Annotated in this window: 17 protein-coding genes; 4 read left to right on the top strand and 13 right to left on the bottom strand. The window is 42.3% G+C overall.

Going from position 1 to position 16,180, the window contains the following annotated elements; translation table 11 throughout:
* Nucleotides 1-96: 96 nt before the first annotated feature.
* The 3 genes from NSQ29_RS10885 to NSQ29_RS10875 all read left to right on the top strand — a co-directional run bounded on the left by NSQ29_RS10885 (nucleotide 97) and on the right by NSQ29_RS10875 (nucleotide 3,014).
* Nucleotides 97-1,329 (top strand): aminopeptidase, encoded by a 1,233-nt coding sequence (locus NSQ29_RS10885; RefSeq protein ID WP_341125023.1) that lies wholly within the window; start codon nucleotides 97-99, stop codon nucleotides 1,327-1,329.
* 51 nt (nucleotides 1,330-1,380) lie between these two features.
* Nucleotides 1,381-2,610 carry an aminopeptidase gene (locus NSQ29_RS10880; RefSeq protein ID WP_076283619.1) on the top strand — a complete coding sequence of 410 codons (1,230 nt, stop codon included), beginning with the start codon at nucleotides 1,381-1,383 and terminating at the stop codon, nucleotides 2,608-2,610.
* Between the two features lie 221 nt (nucleotides 2,611-2,831).
* Nucleotides 2,832-3,014: a hypothetical protein gene (locus NSQ29_RS10875; protein WP_042128123.1), complete on the top strand. Its 183-nt coding sequence runs from the start codon at nucleotides 2,832-2,834 to the stop codon at nucleotides 3,012-3,014.
* 71 nt (nucleotides 3,015-3,085) lie between these two features.
* Here the strand turns inward: NSQ29_RS10875 and NSQ29_RS10870 are convergent, their stop codons facing one another.
* From NSQ29_RS10870 to NSQ29_RS10825, 10 genes are all read right to left on the bottom strand, one after another.
* Nucleotides 3,086-3,778: an AlkZ-related protein gene (locus NSQ29_RS10870; protein WP_341125022.1), complete on the bottom strand. Its 693-nt coding sequence runs from the start codon at nucleotides 3,776-3,778 to the stop codon at nucleotides 3,086-3,088.
* 26 nt (nucleotides 3,779-3,804) lie between these two features.
* Entirely contained in the window at nucleotides 3,805-4,377 is a 573-nt protein-coding gene (locus NSQ29_RS10865; RefSeq protein ID WP_076298706.1) for a TetR/AcrR family transcriptional regulator, read from the bottom strand.
* A gap of 1 nt (nucleotide 4,378) precedes the next feature.
* Entirely contained in the window at nucleotides 4,379-5,095 is a 717-nt protein-coding gene (locus NSQ29_RS10860; protein WP_076298707.1) for an MBL fold metallo-hydrolase, read from the bottom strand.
* Nucleotides 5,096-5,178: 83 nt separating this feature from the next.
* Nucleotides 5,179-5,652, bottom strand: a complete 474-nt coding sequence (locus NSQ29_RS10855; RefSeq protein WP_076298708.1) for a DUF6773 family protein — start codon at nucleotides 5,650-5,652, stop codon at nucleotides 5,179-5,181.
* Between the two features lie 2 nt (nucleotides 5,653-5,654).
* A complete protein-coding gene (locus NSQ29_RS10850; protein ID WP_042132222.1) occupies nucleotides 5,655-5,834 on the bottom strand; it encodes a helix-turn-helix transcriptional regulator in 180 nt (59 codons plus the stop codon).
* A gap of 240 nt (nucleotides 5,835-6,074) precedes the next feature.
* The gene (locus NSQ29_RS10845) at nucleotides 6,075-6,677 is read right to left on the bottom strand and encodes a nitroreductase family protein (protein ID WP_076283615.1); all 603 of its coding nucleotides are present in this window, start codon (nucleotides 6,675-6,677) and stop codon (nucleotides 6,075-6,077) included.
* A 117-nt stretch (nucleotides 6,678-6,794) separates the two neighbouring features.
* Nucleotides 6,795-7,571 (bottom strand): phosphate ABC transporter ATP-binding protein PstB, encoded by a 777-nt coding sequence (gene pstB / locus NSQ29_RS10840; RefSeq protein ID WP_042188599.1) that lies wholly within the window; start codon nucleotides 7,569-7,571, stop codon nucleotides 6,795-6,797.
* 39 nt (nucleotides 7,572-7,610) lie between these two features.
* The gene (pstA, locus tag NSQ29_RS10835) at nucleotides 7,611-8,507 is read right to left on the bottom strand and encodes a phosphate ABC transporter permease PstA (protein WP_042128135.1); all 897 of its coding nucleotides are present in this window, start codon (nucleotides 8,505-8,507) and stop codon (nucleotides 7,611-7,613) included.
* A complete protein-coding gene (pstC, locus tag NSQ29_RS10830; protein ID WP_042128137.1) occupies nucleotides 8,504-9,406 on the bottom strand; it encodes a phosphate ABC transporter permease subunit PstC in 903 nt (300 codons plus the stop codon). Before pstC ends, pstA begins: the two co-directional genes overlap by 4 nt.
* Nucleotides 9,407-9,497: 91 nt before the next feature.
* Nucleotides 9,498-10,430, bottom strand: coding sequence for a phosphate ABC transporter substrate-binding protein (locus tag NSQ29_RS10825; protein WP_341125021.1), 933 nt, complete (start codon nucleotides 10,428-10,430; stop codon nucleotides 9,498-9,500).
* Between the two features lie 332 nt (nucleotides 10,431-10,762).
* Between NSQ29_RS10825 and NSQ29_RS10820 the strand changes: the two genes are divergently transcribed.
* Nucleotides 10,763-11,647 (top strand): LysR family transcriptional regulator, encoded by an 885-nt coding sequence (locus NSQ29_RS10820; RefSeq protein WP_076283614.1) that lies wholly within the window; start codon nucleotides 10,763-10,765, stop codon nucleotides 11,645-11,647.
* Between the two features lie 65 nt (nucleotides 11,648-11,712).
* Here the strand turns inward: NSQ29_RS10820 and NSQ29_RS10815 are convergent, their stop codons facing one another.
* The 3 genes from NSQ29_RS10815 to NSQ29_RS10805 are packed head-to-tail and all read right to left on the bottom strand — an operon-like array spanning nucleotide 11,713 to nucleotide 16,090.
* On the bottom strand, nucleotides 11,713-12,702 hold the full coding sequence (locus tag NSQ29_RS10815; RefSeq protein WP_341125020.1) for a substrate-binding domain-containing protein: 990 nt from the start codon (nucleotides 12,700-12,702) through the stop codon (nucleotides 11,713-11,715).
* On the bottom strand, nucleotides 12,699-14,483 hold the full coding sequence (locus NSQ29_RS10810) for a cache domain-containing sensor histidine kinase (RefSeq protein ID WP_341125019.1): 1,785 nt from the start codon (nucleotides 14,481-14,483) through the stop codon (nucleotides 12,699-12,701). The genes NSQ29_RS10815 and NSQ29_RS10810 overlap by 4 nt, the downstream gene beginning before the upstream one ends.
* Nucleotides 14,480-16,090: a response regulator gene (locus NSQ29_RS10805; protein ID WP_341125018.1), complete on the bottom strand. Its 1,611-nt coding sequence runs from the start codon at nucleotides 16,088-16,090 to the stop codon at nucleotides 14,480-14,482. Before NSQ29_RS10805 ends, NSQ29_RS10810 begins: the two co-directional genes overlap by 4 nt.
* Between the last annotated feature and the right edge of the window lie 90 nt (nucleotides 16,091-16,180).

Here is a 16,180-nt window from a genome sequence, read left to right as displayed (position 1 = left end):
GTAAATTCCATGTAATTGACTTTTTTCATCCGGCGGTTAATAATTTAGTACAATACTTGTAAAGTACCAAACTATTAGTAATTGGAGGAAATATCGATGACTGATTTCGAGGCAAAGCTTAGTAAATATGCAGATTTAGCTGTGCAAATTGGGGTTAACGTTCAACCAGGGCAAATTCTGGTGGTGAATGCACCGATTCTTGCAGCTGATTTCGTTCGTATGATTACCGCCAAGGCATATGCGATTGGAGCAAGCTTGGTGAAGGTGAACTGGAGTGATGCAAGCATTACACGCCAGCAGTTTGAACATGCTGCACCAGAAGTGTTCACTGAGCCTCCTACTTGGTACGCAGGTGAAATGACCGAACTCGCCGAGAAGGGTGCAGCTATTCTTAACGTGATCGCGGAAGATCCTGATGCACTTAAAGGTATTGATCCTGTACGCATTTCAAATTATCAAAAAGTACGGGGAGCCGCACTCACCAAATATCGTGAAATGCAAATGTCCGACAAAGTTAGCTGGAGTATTGTTGCCGTACCTTGTCAGGCTTGGGCGGATAAAGTATTCCCGAATGTTCCAGCTGAAGAACGTGTAAGTAAGCTATGGGAAGCTATTTTCCACACCGTACGTCTTGATCGTGAAGATCCAGTAGCTGCATGGCAAGAACATCTCGACACCTTAGATCAAAAAGCAAATGTACTCAACGCAAAAAAATATAAGAAACTGCATTACATAGCACCTGGTACGGACCTAAGCATCGAGCTTCCAGAAGGTCATATTTGGGCACAAGGAGACAGTATTAATGCTAAGGGTCATTCTTTTGTAGCCAATATGCCTACTGAAGAAGTATTTACCGCCCCTCTAAAGACTGGCGTGAATGGCACCGTACGAAGCACAAAACCTCTTAGCCATGGCGGCAACATTATCGATGGATTCTCTATTACTTTTGAGAATGGACGAATTGTTAGTGTTAGTGCAGAGCAAGGACAAGAAGCACTAGAACACCTCATTAGTATGGATGAAGGCGCTAAATACCTCGGTGAAGTTGCGTTAGTTCCTCATAAGTCCCCTATCTCTGAGTCCAATATTCTTTATTACAATACCTTGTTTGATGAGAATGCATCCAACCACCTAGCTATAGGTATGGCTTATGCTTTCTGCTTAGAAGGTGGTAAGGATATGACTCCTGATGAACTGATTGCACATGGATTGAATAATAGCGTTACCCATGTGGATTTCATGATCGGTTCAGCGGAAATGAACATTTATGGTATATCTGCTGATGGAACCGAAGAACCTGTATTCCTGAATGGAAACTGGGCGTTCTAATTATTGCAAATATGAAATAAAAGACTAGAGATATTGGGAGGAGTTGAAACTATGTTAGATTTCAAGCAAAAACTGGAGAACTATGCGTTGCTGGCAGTGAAGATTGGGGTTAATATCCAACCTGGGCAGACCCTTGTTGTAAATGCCGACATCGTTTCGGCAGAACTAGTGCGTCTTGTCGTACGCAAAGCCTATGAAGCGGGTGCGAAGCTCGTCAAGGTTAATTATAGCGACGAGGTTGTTACACGTACACGTTATGACCTCGCTCCATCCGATTCCTTCTTGGAACCGCCACAATGGCAAGCAGATGAATTAGAAGATCTGGCTAAAAAAGGTGCAGCATTTCTATCGATAACTTCAACGAATCCAGATCTGTTGAACGGTGTTGAATCAGGAAGAATTGCAGATAATCAGCGGATCTCTGGACAGACATTAGCTCCATATCGTGAATTGTTAATGGGGAATCACGTAAGCTGGAGTATTGTAGCCTTCCCATCAGCATCGTGGGCGGCAAAGGTATTCCCTGAAGCATCACCTGATCAGCAGATTGATTTGCTATGGGATGCTATCTTTAAAGCTACACGTGCGGATCAGGCTGATCCTATTCAAGCATGGAGTCAACATTTAGATGGTCTAAAAGCACGTTGTACTGCTTTGAATGATAATAAGTTCCGTAAGCTGCACTATACAGGACATGGAACCGATTTGACGATTGAACTACCAGAAGGCCATATCTGGTGTCAAGCCGGAGCTGTCAATGGCAAAGGTGTCCCTTTCCTAGCCAATATCCCTACAGAAGAAGTATTTACTGCCCCACTGAAGTCTGGTGTGAATGGTAAGGTAAGCAGCACTAAGCCGCTTAGCTATGGGGGTAATCTTATTGACAATTTCACCCTCACCTTTGAGAACGGCAAAGTAACGGATTTCACCGCTGAAAAAGGTTCAGAAACGCTAGCTTCCCTTATCGCGTTAGATGAAGGCTCTGCTTATCTTGGAGAAGTCGCTTTGGTGCCTTTCCACTCCCCGATATCCGAGAGCGGAATTCTATATTACACCACATTATATGATGAGAATGCCTCCTGCCATTTGGCGTTAGGTGCAGCATATGCCTTTACCCTTCAAGAGGGTACAACAATGACCAAAGAACAATTGCAGGAAAAAGGAATGAACCAAAGCCATACACATGTTGATTTTATGATGGGTTCACCTGAAATGAGCATTGATGGTATTAAGGATGATGGAACAACCGTACCGATCTTCCGTGATGGAGATTGGGCTTAATTTCTTCGCTTAAATTATTGAATAAATAAAATGCCAAACAACCTGCTTGGTTCCTCTTCCGAGGACAAAAGCAGGTTGTTTTTTATTGCAAACTAGATATCCAGAAAATAAATAGTCCAAATTTGAATAAAAGTTCAATATTTGTTCACACTATTGTTGATTTCCGTTCACAAATATGTCACAATACAGTTAAGGATCTAATTTCCAAGGAGGGGATTATCATGTTGAGAGACCCAATATCCAATGAAATTGACAGCGTTGAAGAAGAACAGCTCGAAATTCAAGCACCGGTGGATTCAAGAATTGTTGCATCTAATGCAATCAAATATACCGCCTATGTTATGCTGTTTTTCGGATTCTTGTATTTCCTGATTGCTTACTTGGCACCTATGTTGGAACAATAATGTGATGGATATAATTTTATTAGAAAACGCTTACGGTTAATCACTCTCATGGGAGTAGTGATTAACCGTTTTTATTTCCATGAGAATGCTTTGTTCGTCCAGGCTATTGCTGTAGGCGACCATTTACCATTCATTTTGGAATGTAGCCAAGCTATTGCCTCTTCTCTATCGCCTTCAAATGAGGAAAGACCGTTATCTTCCATCCAGTGGCTTACAGTCTCAAACGAGGTACTGCTCCAGCCATTTTTCTCACCTTCTGCATTTTGGCGTTCTTTTACACCTGAAATAACGATGTCCAGCGATGCCTGAAGCTCCGTAACCGCATTATCAAAAGCCGTCTTCTTTTCTTTAGCCTTCATATCAGCTTCAATACGAAGTATACGCGTATCAATCCCTTGATGTTCACGGATAATTTGCAGTAAAGTCACTGCTTCTCTGCTGGCCAATCCGTCATTATAATGTTCTTCTATAGATTTAGTACTACCTACAGCTGCCACAAATGCTGGAAACCACTCCCTAGAGACCAAGATAGCTTTCTTCTTAACAAATTTACCGTATCCAGCCAGGCCTTCACCAGGAAACCTTACACGCCATGACCATGGATCTAGCTCTGAACCCGTATGCCAATTCTCCGCTTTCGTTAATCCATTTAAAGATGGGTGCTCAGGAATCAGAGTGGCAAGCGGCAAAATCCCAATCTTGGTAACGATTTCTGCAGTTTCCTCAAAGGTGATAACACTTTCCTCTTCATATTCCTTATACATCACAACATCATCTCCTATGTACTCCATTATTTAGACTTCATATTTCCGATCCCAGCAATATAAGTACTGATGAGCCGAGATAGGCTTACATTCGTATCAAGCGCCATTCCAAAACCGCCCTTTTGTTCCAAAGAGGCAAAGCCATGCAGTATGCTTCGTAACCCGCGTACTGCATGAATTTCTCCTTCATCACCCAATTGATAATCCTTCATCACATGAATGATAAGCTTCAAAATATGATCACTTGCCGTTTCCAGCTCCGTATTTGCCTGTTCAGGGGCTCGCAACGTTGTCTCGTATAATCCAGGCCTGCTTCTAGCAAAGTCCACATACGCTCGCCCCATCGCCTGTACAGCAGCGTCTCCACTAAAGCCTTTAGCTGCGTTGTTCATTGCATTGGAAAGTTCCCCTAGTCCATAAATTGCAAGTTGTGTGCGCAATTCCTGTAGCCCGTTAATGTGATTGTATAAAGACGGAGAACGAACACCTAATTTGTTAGCCAATGCGGCTAAGGTTACGGCCTCTATCCCTTCATGATCGGCGATTTCTGCTGCTGCAATAACTAGCGTACGACGATCTAATCCTGCTCTAGGTGACATTTTAATTACTCCTATCTTGAATCATTTGTGCTTTGTGTATAGCTTTCTCCATCGTTTGCACTGGGTTTCTAAGTAAGTCTCCATGTCCAGTAGCCAGTATAGTCGGGGAAGCCTCTAGAAGCTTAATCGCACTTTTTAATGCTTGATCTTTACTCCAGGTTGCCATAGCCGGAAACGGAAACCAAGGAATTACGGTTCCTGAAACTGCGGTTCCCCGGAAGGTTTGAAAAGCATCTCCAACGATAACAGCGCCGCTTCGTGTATCCATGAAAGACATAGATCCAGGAGTATGACCAGGAGTTAAAATTGCTGTTAATGAACCAATGGTATCCCCATCATAGAGCAATACATCTGGTCTCGTTGCTACCTTCTTGGGTACGCCTCCCTTTATAGGGGTCTGAGGTTCTCCCTCACGAAGGGAACGATCTCCACTAAGCAATGCTGCATCCCTTTCTGAAATGTACACCTGAGCCTCTGGAAGCTGTCTCTTTAGCTCATCCAGTGCACCTATATGATCGTCATGAGCATGCGTCAATATAATACGAGTGATCTTTTTATCAAGCTTCGCTGCGGTATCTATAATTCCTTTTACACTGAACGGCATTGCCGCATCTATCAAAGTCAACTCATTCTCTTCCTCAATGATGTAACAATTCACAGGAAACACTCTTGGCATCCAAGTTAGCTGTAATAAATGACCTTCACGCGTTACTCTCATCATTACCCCTCCATAAAACTAATGGTATTAGCTTAAATATAAACTAATCATATTAGTTTTACAAGAGTGAATTATTAGTTTTCTTATCCATCTAGACTTTTGTCCGCATTTTTATTAGATCTTTTAATAATGAACCACTGAATCCATGTTATCCCAACGAAAAATATAACGGAACCCACAAGGGTGCTCATGATACTTTTAGCAATATCCAACTCCCCGGCTTCTCTAAAATCAGATAGGAACATTAAAGCGGCCCATATTAACGTACTGACAGCTCCCCCAATTAAATTGATTTTCTTATACCGTCTTACATCGCCTTCGCCTTCTTTACTCGGTAGCAGATATATTCCATTTTTGACGGAACGAACAGTTATATACAAACACCCTGCCATCACAATCACAAACGTATCAAACCAATACTTAATGTCCCATTGCAGAATAAACACTTTTACCAAAAGACTAACCATAAAGCCCACGAACACAATCATAAAACCATGCGTACTAAACTTCTGAATTTCGCTGATAATCCGCTCATCCTTAATCCTTGTCCTGCTCACCCTTATTCCTCCCAAAAAATATCGTTTAAAGATCGATCCAATGCCTTGCAGATAGCTATGCACAACTTAAGCGTTGGGTTATAGTTCCCAGCTTCAATCAGACCAATCGTCTGTCTTGTAACCCCTACAACTTCCGCTAACTGTTCTTGGGAAAGATCTTTTTGTATACGTGCCAGTTTCATCTTGATGTTCTTGTTCTCCCCCACGCTTTTCCCTCCTTATTTAAATTCATCCACTTAACCAAATTGTAATCAATATCATTCATTATGTACATTATATATTGCTATAAACATTTAACGCGATTTTGCTATCCGACCATACGACATTAGGAGCTTGAACTTACAACAAAAAAGCACCCCTTCGGATGCTTCGGATATATATTCTTTTAATATTCATTATTCAAATAACGTAAAACCTTCTGCTTATTCCACTACATCGTTCTCTGGATAGCTATCAATGATCTTCAATAGTTCAGAAGCATCCGTTCGTGGACGGCTGTCTGGCACAGTCTCCGGGTATCCGGCATGGATCATAGCTATGATCTTCTCTCCAGGCTTCACACCAATTTTGTTACGGAATTCAGGATTATTGATATAAGGATCGGTCTTCCAAATCGTTCCCACGCCTTGCTCCCAAGCTGCTAGCTGGAAGTTCTGCACAAGTGCTGACGCTGCTGCAAAATCCTCATCCCACTCTCTCTGCCGAGGATCCTCAGGCATCACCACAATTAACGTTAATGGAATATTTGAGATATATTCTTTTCGCTTAGCAGCCACTTCAGGATCAGAAAAAGCACGTTTCACAAAAGCAAATGCCGCTTCAGCCAAGAACTTTGTACCATCACCTTGAAAAGCAATAAATCTCCACGGCTCACGTACCCCATGATTCGGCGCCCATACAGCTACATTTAACAATTCCTCTAAGAGACCTTGCGGCAGTGGATCTTTTTTAAAAAGCTTAATAGAGCGTCTTTCTCTTATTACTTCAGCTACACTATTCTTTTGAGTCGGTTGAGTTTGTGTCATGAGATCCACTCCCTATAATAATGATAATCATTATCATTAATGATACAGTATCTATCTGCCATTTGCAAATAATAGAAACAAAAAACACCGTTCCCTAAGGAACGATGTTGAAAGGCTTCAGCCGAAACGACCCATGATATATTCTTGTGTCATTTGATTCTCTGGATTAGTAAAAACCTTATCCGTCTTATCGTATTCTATAAGGGATCCCAGATAGAAGTAAGCTGTATAATCAGAAATCCGTGCAGCTTGCTGCATGTTGTGCGTCACAATTACAATACGAAGCTCTTCTTTTAACTCCTTGATGAGCTCCTCTACTTTACCAGTGGAAACCGGATCTAGTGCGGATGCTGGTTCGTCCAAGAGTAGAATTTGTGGGTTAACTGACAACGCTCTTGCAATGCAAAGGCGCTGCTGTTGTCCACCGGACAAAGCTAATGCTGAATCTTTTAAACGGTCCTTCACTTCATCCCACAATGCTGCTTTACGAAGGCTGCTCTCTACAATCTCATCGAGTGCTTTTTTTCCTTTTACCCCATGGTACTTCGGTCCAAAGGCGATGTTATCATAAATGGATTTATAGAACGGATTGGGCTTTTGCCAAACCATACCGATCTTCTGACGCAGTTTGATAACGTCTGTGCCAGGAGCATTAATATCAACGCCATCAATCCAGATGCTTCCTTTGGTTGTTGATCCGGAGATTTCGTCATTCATACGGTTCAGTGAACGAAGAAAGGTTGATTTACCGCAGCCGGATGGGCCGATCAGTGCAGTAACCGTATTTTCAGCAAAAGGAAGACTAATCCCCTTTACAGCCTCATATGTTCCATAAAAAATACTCAGGTCCTCGGTTTGAAAAGATTCACGCACTGCTGTTGCCGACGTTCCCATCGATTACTCCTCCTACATCTCTACTTTAGTTTTTAGGAATTAGTTCATTCTTTTTGAAGCTGTAAGCTTACGATAAATAAATCTACCGAAATAACGTGCTGCCAAGTTGAAAATCAACACCATAATTACAAGTACTGCTGAAGCTCCCGCAGCAATTTGCGCGGCATCAGGAGCAAGGCCTTCACTATTTACCTTCCAGATATGAACAGCCAGTGTTTCAGCTGGACGGAAAGGATTCAGTGGTGAGTTCGGACTAAGTGGATTCCAGTTGGTGAAATCTAGTCTTGGGCTACTCATTCCTGCAGTGAACATCAACGCGGCTGCTTCCCCAAAGACACGGCCAGCAGACAAAATAGTACCCGTAATAATCGTTGGTAATGCTACTGGGAACAACACGGAGGTTACGATTTTCCACTTGGACAATCCTAGTGCAAAACCAGCCTCTTTTTGTTGCTTCGGAACACTACGGAAAGCTTGCTCAGTAATCCGAACCATCAGCGGTAGATTAAAGACCGTCAATGCCAGTGCTCCAGAGATTAATGAAAAGCCAAGATTGAAATAGTTAACAATCAGCAATAGACCAAACAAGCCGACTACGATTGAAGGGAACGAAGATAATACCTCAACAATTAAGCGAATAAAGCCGGTGATTTTTCCCGGACGAGCATATTCAGCCATGTAAATACCGGCACCCAGTCCTAGAGGTACTGTAATTATTAGCGTGAGTACCAAAAGGAATAAGGAGTTGAATAGCTGAGGGCCAATTCCTCCACCTGCTCGAATTTTTTGCGGTGCAGAGAATAGAAAATCCCAACTAATGTGACTAAGACCTCGAAAGAGGATATATCCTAATAGACCAACCAGAATAGCTACGATGAGCAATGCGAAAAACACAATAAGGCTTGTGGCAATTTTATTTACGGTTCTCGGCTTCAAATTTTATTTCTCCTTTCAAGCAGTCTCACAAAGAAGACAAATACAAAGGTCATCAGCATAAGAACCAGTGCCATACTCCACAGAGCATTATTGTGCGCAGAGCCCATGGTTGTGTTCCCCATTCCAAGTGTGATTACACTCGTCAGGGTAGAAGCTGATTCAAAGAGTGATTTTGGTACGAATGGCGCATTCCCGATAACCATCTGTACAGCAAGGGCTTCACCGAATGCACGTGCCATCCCCAGTACAATACCAGTCATAATAGCAGGAAACGTTGTCGGAATAATCACTCGAGAGATCGTCTGCCACCGGGTGGCACCAAGCGCATAGGAGGATTCCTTTAAATTTTGCGGCAATGAAGCCAGCGCGTCTGCAGCCACGCTTGTAATCGTCGGAAGAATCATGACCGAGAGCACAAGCGCGCCTGCAGCTACCCCGATGCCTTGACCAGGCAGGTTGTTGCGTAGAAACGGTACAATAACACTTAATCCGATGAAACCATAAACAACTGAAGGGATACCTGCCAACAGCTCGATTACGGGCTGAAGCAATTTTTTGCCCCATCCTGGGACAATCTCAGTCATGAACAGCGCAGCGCAAAGGCTAAGTGGACTAGCAATCAATGCTGCAAGTAGAGTAACTAAGAAGGATCCAGTAATAAACGGAAAAGCACCAAAGGATGGCGTATCTGCTTCAGGTGACCACTTTGTTCCGAATAGAAAATCAGTAACGCTAACATCACCGCTTGTGAAAGTTGAAATACCTTTAGACGCCACAAAATATACCATCGATACAATGATTGTTATCAATAGCAGTACACAGAAGGACATATATGTACGTCCCACAAAATCTTCAATATGATGTTTCTCGATGCGTGAGTTCTTTAGTTTCACCCTCAATTGCTCCCTCTTTCTAAAGTGAAAAGAGAGGCAGATGTATCCGCCTCTAATCACTTGAGATTCTAATCCTTACAAATTACTTAGAAGTGAATTACTTAGCTGTAACATTTCCTGTAACGTCACGAGTCACTTGCATTTTTACTGCTGGAATGTATCCAAGCTCAACGACTTCACCTGTTTGTACTTCGTCTGTCAAGAAAAAGTCAAGGAATGCTTTTACTGTTTCATTTGGTTCGCCGTTTGTGTACATGTGCTCGTAAGCCCATACTGGATATTTACCAGAAATAACATTGTCTACAGATGCTTCTACACCATCAAGGCTAAGTGTTTTGATTGAATCGTCAAGGTATGAAAGAGCCAGATAACCGATAGCCCCTGGAGTTTCTCCGATCATTTTCTTAACAGTACCGGAGGAATCTTCTTGAATCGATCCTGGGATATCTTCAGTTTTAGTTCCAAGTGCAAAGCTTTCAAAGGTTGCGCGAGTACCGGAGCTGCCTGGACGGTTGATGATTTGGATTTTTTGATCCGCTCCGCCAACTTCTTTAAAGTTTGTAATTTTTCCTGTGAAAATATCGATAAGCTGTTGCTTAGTCAAGCTGTCCACACCAGCATCCGGATGAGTTACTGCTGCGATCGCTACTACTGCTACTTGATGATCTACAAGAGCTGCTGCTTTTTCTGCATCTGCATCTTTTAGTTTTTCTTCTGCGAATACGTCAGAGTTACCGATATCTACTTGTTTCTCAGCTACTTGAGTAAGACCAGTACCACTACCGCCGCCTTGAACCTGAATGTCCACACCAGCATTTTTATCCATGAAATTCTCGGCTACCAGCTCAACCAATGGTTGTAGTGCTGTTGAACCTGAAGCTAGAATCGAACCACTTATTTTAGCGCCGCTACCTTCATTTGTAGCTGCAGCGTTTCCTCCCGTGTTGTTTGCCCCACCATTACCGCAAGCTGAAAGTGCTAGTACGCTTGTTAAAGCCAAAGTCATAACCCAAGATTTTTTGAATTGCATTGTTTTGTCTCCTCCTAAATGTTTTGTTAGCACGGCTTCCTCATACAGTTCATACGGAACTGGCTTGGAAAGCTTTAACATGGTGTTGTGGAGCTTTGGCCCCCATATGCTTGTTTACTGTAAAAGTGCATTGTACGCATATGTTATTGTTGTTGTCCGGAGCTTCTTAGCCCCTCTGACTCTTCTTATTCTAGAGCTCGTTCGTTAGAGAAACTTCTTAACTTTGTAAAGCCAACGATAAAAATACCAATAGAAACTATATATATGTATAGATTTAATCTATAATGGAGATATAATTTGTTATCCAACTTAGCATTGTACGGAGGAAAGTCATGAATATTATGAAGTTAAAGATCGTTATCCTACTTGAAAAATATAAGAAAGTAACCGATGTAGCTGCTGAATTAGGCCTTAAACAACCCACAGTATCTTTTCATATGAAGAATCTAGAGAATGAATTTGGAACGCCTTTATTCCAATATCGAAGTGGAAGAGTACTGCTCACAGATGCGGGTCGGGCCCTTTATCAATATGCGCTCAAGATTGTCTCACTTACAGCTGAAGCTGAACGTACTGTTAAACAGTTTTCTTCACCAACACAAGGTACTTTAAAGCTGGAAGCAAGTTATATACCTGCAACTTATATTTTACCTAAAGCGCTAATCCAATTCATGAAACAATATCCTGGGATTAATAATTCAATGTCGATCCAAAGTGATATTTTGTTAAAGGAACGACTCCGAAGCCGAGAAATTCAAATGGCTATTTTACATACTTCTGATTGGCATGATGAATCCTTTAACTTTCAGCTGGTTGTCCGCGACGAGCCTGTGCTCATTTTTGCCCCTGGTCACCCTTTTGCAACTATAGAGAAGTTAACACCAGAACAGATCGCGCTTGAGCCTTGGATTCAGTATGAGGGTGGTTCTTGTTTACGGGGATTTGCGGATCAATGGGCAGAAATAAATCATATTCGCTTGTGGAACCGATCCGAGTTGAATTCACCTGAAACTCTAAAGATGTTAGTTAGCGAGGGAGATGGCGTAGGTATTTGTTCTAGAGTTAGCATTGAAGCAGAACTTGCGTTAGGTCGTCTTTGTTATGCTCCTCTACCGGGAGTTTTGCCTGAGAGCGGTGGTTTTGTACTGGCTTGGCGAAAAGATCATATATTAACACCGTTGCAGCAATCTTTTGCCGATATATTAAACAACAACTAATAGGTCCTTCTATTTTATAAAAGGGAGCGCCCAAAGCCAAAATGGTTTTGAGCGCTCTTATTTGCTTATTCTATAAAGGGAAACATTAACTTTTCATTCTCACTTGTGTACATATTTTCCTTCGTAATGAATTCGGAGCCTGTATCCATAACAGGAGCTACTTTGTGACCTGAAACGACTTCAAGTGCAGTTTTCACAGCCAAGTACCCCATAGTAAAAGGTTTTTGAATCACCGTTCCCAGCATCGTTTCGTTCTCCAGCAACTGAACCTCACTACTGGAATTGTCGAACCCAACCAGCTTCACTTTTGATTTTAAGCCCATATCCATAATCGCCAGTCCCGCACCTAATGTAGAGGGCTCATTTAGGCCAATGATTCCCTTTAGTTGTGGCTGATTCTTTAGAAGATCAACAGTTAATTGATATGCCTTCTTCGAAGATCCGTTACTGTAAAGAGTATCCTGCACAAGATTAACTCCATTCTGAGATAAAGCATCCCGAACCCCTTTCTCCCTTTCGATAGCTGTAGCGGAGCCTTGTACAAAATTCATAATGGCGACTTGATCGTCGCTTTGAATATTTTCAATCAACTTCTGCGCTGCTTTACGGCCTGCTTCATAATTATCTGTAGCTATAAAACTCTCCGATACACCGCCGTTCAGTCCCGAATCCACCGTAATAAGAGTGATACCAGCCGCCTTAATCTGCTCTGCAACCGGAACGAGACGATAATAGTCGGTAGCAGCCAAAATAATGGCATCAGGCTTCTCCTCAATCGCCTGTTCCAGTAATTGAATCTGCTTATCTACATCTAGCTCGGTATCTGTTCCTACCGTATGGACATCTGCACCGAATTCCTTGGCAGCAGTCGCCACCCCTTGTTTCATTACCTCCCAGAATTCAATACTGGTATCGATAGTCTTAGGAACGTAGATAATGGTTCCGACCTTTGGATCAAGATCGTTCATAAACATACGATAACCTACACACCCGAGCGCTACAATGAAGAATAACAGTAGAGCAGACAAGCCTATTTTCGACCATAGTGAGCTCATGGACTCTCCTCCTCATAGAGCGCAGGAATTCTTAAAGTGACCGTCGTCCCTTCTTCCATTTCACTCGTAAAAGACAACCCGTAATGGTCCCCGAAATATAGCTGAATGCGATGGTTCACATTTGCGACGCCAACCCCACTGCCAATCCTGTAATCTGCCTTTTGAAGCAATAACTTGTTCATCTGCTCTGGATTCATACCAACACCATTATCTATAACCTGAATGGTAATATCGTTTTGCTCTTTTTTACCTCTAATCAGGATTTGCCCTTGCTCAGGATTATGCTTTATCCCATGATAAATCGCATTTTCAACTAAGGGTTGAAGGACCAATTTCAATATACTGCATTCAAGAATGTCTTCATTCACCTCTATCGAATATGTGAATTTATGGCGATAGCGCATATTTTGAATCGTTAGATAGTGGCGAATATGTTCTAGTTCTCTTGCGATCGGAATCAATTCCTCGCCCTCACCAATCGTAGAACGCAGCAGCTTCGATAATGATGAGGTCATTTCGACCACCTCCTCCATCTTACCGGTCTCTGCCATCCAGATGATCGAGTCTAGCGTATTGTACAAAAAGTGGGGCTTAATCTGTGCTTGTAAGGCCTTCAACTCACTCACACGCTTCATCTCTTGCTCCATCACAATCTGGCTCATTAACTCTTTAATCTTCATGATCATCAGATTAAATGTTCGGGCAAGCTTGCCAATTTCGTTCGTGCTCTCAATTTCCACACGAATGTCGAACTCTCCGCGTTCAGCCTTTTTCATGTTTATTTCAAGATTCTTGAGTGGCTTAGTTAGTGCGTACGAAAGAAGCACAGATATAGCCATGGCAAAGATGAGACTTACTGCTCCCCACAAGGCAGCTGTACCTTGCATCTGCTGTTTGTTAGCAACCAGATCATCTGGATAGGTCACCCCCACAATCTTCCAACCAAAGCTGGTTGTATCCACCGTGTACAGCTTCTGCTCGTTCCCAGTGTTCACTGTAACCGACCCGCTTTTAATCCCAAGAACGGTTTCCAATTGCTCAAACTTAAGCTGCGAGTAGATCAGCTGCTGTTGAGGATGATAGACTAGGCTCCCTGACGGATCTACGATGAATACATAACCGCGTTTTCCCAGTTCGATTTGTTTGCACAAATTGTTAATAACGCTGTAATTAAGATCTACAAGTAGCACACCTTGTCGATCTGCTTCCATTTCTGAAAAGGTATCTGATAGCTTTCTACTGATCGACACTACCCAACGATATTCATCCTGAAATAAGTGCTGCACATGTGAAGAGGAGACAGCGACTCCCGTCTGGTTCAAAGCTTGCTGATACCACTCTTGAGCAATCAACTCAGGAAGCGGTTTCAAAACCGCGTCCAGTCGATCTGAAACCGTTATACCCTCCGAGCTTGCATACACTATAGAAGAAATGTCGGTGCGGGATTGGACGACAGATCGAAGATATTGGCTGGCTAACTGCTTATCTTTGACTTTCCCTTCTTGTCCCGAACTCGAACCTTCTACATATCTCTCAAGATCACTACTAGTTAATACCAAAGCAGCAATACTCTCCATGTTACTAATATAATTCTCGATGTTCAGTTTTACTTGTTCTATTAATTGTGAAGTATAGGCTACGGAATTCCCCATGACGGCAGCTGAGGAGAGTCGGTATGAAGTATAGCTCAGAACTATAGTTGTGCAGAGAATAAGAAGGGAAAAAGAAATAGCGATATTATTATGAATACTTCGACTTCGGAAGAAGCGATGAGGTTTCATAGAAGGAGATTCTCCTTCTGTCGCTGTCGATATTCCTTCGGTGTGATCCCAACATTACGTTTGAAAATCACACTAAAGTACTGAGGATCAGCATAGCCAACTCTAGCAGCGATGTCATAAGTCTTCAACTGTGTGACGGTAAGGAGCTCTTTAGCTTTTTCCAAACGGAGACGAGTCAAATACTCAATAAAAGTCTCTCCAGTATGCTGTTTAAAGGTCGCACTGAAATAACTGATGCTCATAAAAATATGGCTGCAGAGCTCATTAAGTGAAAAGCTGTCATTACAATAATTCTCCCGAATATAAGCTTCGGCTGCTTTCATCTGAGAGGTTCTGACGGTTGTTCTTTGTTCCGATAGCTTGAGTATCAACTCATGGCAAGTTCTCTCCAAATAATTCCTAGCTTCATCTAAAGTCTTAAGGGCTGCAACCTCAGCAAACATATTATGCGAAACAAGCTCTGTATTTGGGAATCCGATATCGACCACATAGTTCATTAGAGAAACGAGCATTTGGTAGATGCTACTGTGGCAGTCTTCTATAGAAGAGCTATTGCTCTTTAGCTCCTGAAACCATTTTGAGAGGACCTCTGAGATCGCTGATGCTTTACCTGTCTTCAACGCGGATATGAATTGCTTTTCCCATGAAGAGAAATGTGCTTGATCCAATCCTTTGCCGAACTCAAGATCCTGTATGGAGATAACCTTATCTATGCCTAAAAGATATCGATATTCTATGGATGAAATCGCTTCCTGGAATGATTGTGGAATTTGCTGTAAATCAACGTATTTTCTACCGATGCCGATGGTAGCCGTCAGCTTCAAATACTTGTTCAGGCTGGTTTGTACTTGATCTGCAAGAAGTTGTGTTGTGACTTCGATCTCTTCGGAATCCCCTGATAATATCGCAGCGAATTTCCCATCTCTCGTCTGAAATACGACACCGCCCTGCTCCTTCTCAAGTTGCTCCTGCACAATGTTAAAAGCTGCAAAGCGCAGCAGCTCAGCATCAGAAGCAATATCCAGGCTACGATTGTCCATTTCTATATCGATTACGAGTGCAAGGTTAGCCTCACCCCGCAGCTGTATATGAAAATAATTCATTTTATTCTCGATCTCGTCGTTTTTCATACGAGTAGTAACAAGCTTCTCCAGAAAACGTTCGCGAAGCAAAGGAAAGCTCTGATTTAATTGCATACGAAGCTTAGCGATATTGGCCTTTTGTAAATGCTCTTCATCCAAACCCTGCTTCATCTTGCTTAGATATTCGGCAAACTCACGAGCATTAATTGGTTTTAACAAATATTCCGTCACCTTCAAGGTTATAGCCTGTTTAGCGTATTCGAAGTCTTCATAACCAGTTACGATAATGACCTTCATGTCCCGGTATCGTTCCATTACAGCTTTAGCCAATCCTAGTCCATCCATAAAGGGCATGCAAATATCTGTAATAATCACATCCGGTCGATACTGCTCGACTGCATCAAGGGCATCTCTGCCGTTATCGAAATCTCCAACAAGTTCAAAACCATGATTATTCCATGCTATCTTCTGTTTAATCCCCTCACGAACCTCGTCTTCATCATCAACTAGAATAATCTTATACATCCAACACCTCCTCAGCTATTGACTCATCGAGTACATGTAATGTAAATGTTTACCTTTTGGGATAAGCATAATAGAGGTTGCCTTCTTGAG

The sequence above is a fragment of the Paenibacillus sp. FSL F4-0236 genome, from assembly GCF_038000135.1.
In the GTDB taxonomy this organism is placed as follows: domain Bacteria; phylum Bacillota; class Bacilli; order Paenibacillales; family Paenibacillaceae; genus Paenibacillus_AQ.
The sequence above is the reverse complement of the archived record's forward strand: the minus strand, read 5'-3'. Positions and strand labels throughout refer to the sequence as shown.

Bases quoted from the DNA above. Each gene is read 5' to 3' on its own strand.
- NSQ29_RS10885 (WP_341125023.1), top strand. From the start codon at position 97: ATGACTGATTTCGAGGCAAAGCTTAGTAAATATGCAGATTTAGCTGTG.
- NSQ29_RS10880 (WP_076283619.1), top strand. From the start codon at position 1,381: ATGTTAGATTTCAAGCAAAAACTGGAGAACTATGCGTTGCTGGCAGTG.
- NSQ29_RS10875 (WP_042128123.1), top strand. From the start codon at position 2,832: ATGTTGAGAGACCCAATATCCAATGAAATTGACAGCGTTGAAGAAGAA.
- NSQ29_RS10870 (WP_341125022.1), bottom strand. From the start codon at position 3,778: ATGTATAAGGAATATGAAGAGGAAAGTGTTATCACCTTTGAGGAAACT.
- NSQ29_RS10865 (WP_076298706.1), bottom strand. From the start codon at position 4,377: ATGTCACCTAGAGCAGGATTAGATCGTCGTACGCTAGTTATTGCAGCA.
- NSQ29_RS10860 (WP_076298707.1), bottom strand. From the start codon at position 5,095: ATGAGAGTAACGCGTGAAGGTCATTTATTACAGCTAACTTGGATGCCA.
- NSQ29_RS10850 (WP_042132222.1), bottom strand. From the start codon at position 5,834: ATGAAACTGGCACGTATACAAAAAGATCTTTCCCAAGAACAGTTAGCG.
- NSQ29_RS10845 (WP_076283615.1), bottom strand. From the start codon at position 6,677: ATGACACAAACTCAACCGACTCAAAAGAATAGTGTAGCTGAAGTAATA.
- pstB (WP_042188599.1), bottom strand. From the start codon at position 7,571: ATGGGAACGTCGGCAACAGCAGTGCGTGAATCTTTTCAAACCGAGGAC.
- NSQ29_RS10825 (WP_341125021.1), bottom strand. From the start codon at position 10,430: ATGCAATTCAAAAAATCTTGGGTTATGACTTTGGCTTTAACAAGCGTA.
- NSQ29_RS10820 (WP_076283614.1), top strand. From the start codon at position 10,763: ATGAATATTATGAAGTTAAAGATCGTTATCCTACTTGAAAAATATAAG.
- NSQ29_RS10815 (WP_341125020.1), bottom strand. From the start codon at position 12,702: ATGAGCTCACTATGGTCGAAAATAGGCTTGTCTGCTCTACTGTTATTC.
- NSQ29_RS10810 (WP_341125019.1), bottom strand. From the start codon at position 14,483: ATGAAACCTCATCGCTTCTTCCGAAGTCGAAGTATTCATAATAATATC.
- NSQ29_RS10805 (WP_341125018.1), bottom strand. From the start codon at position 16,090: ATGTATAAGATTATTCTAGTTGATGATGAAGACGAGGTTCGTGAGGGG.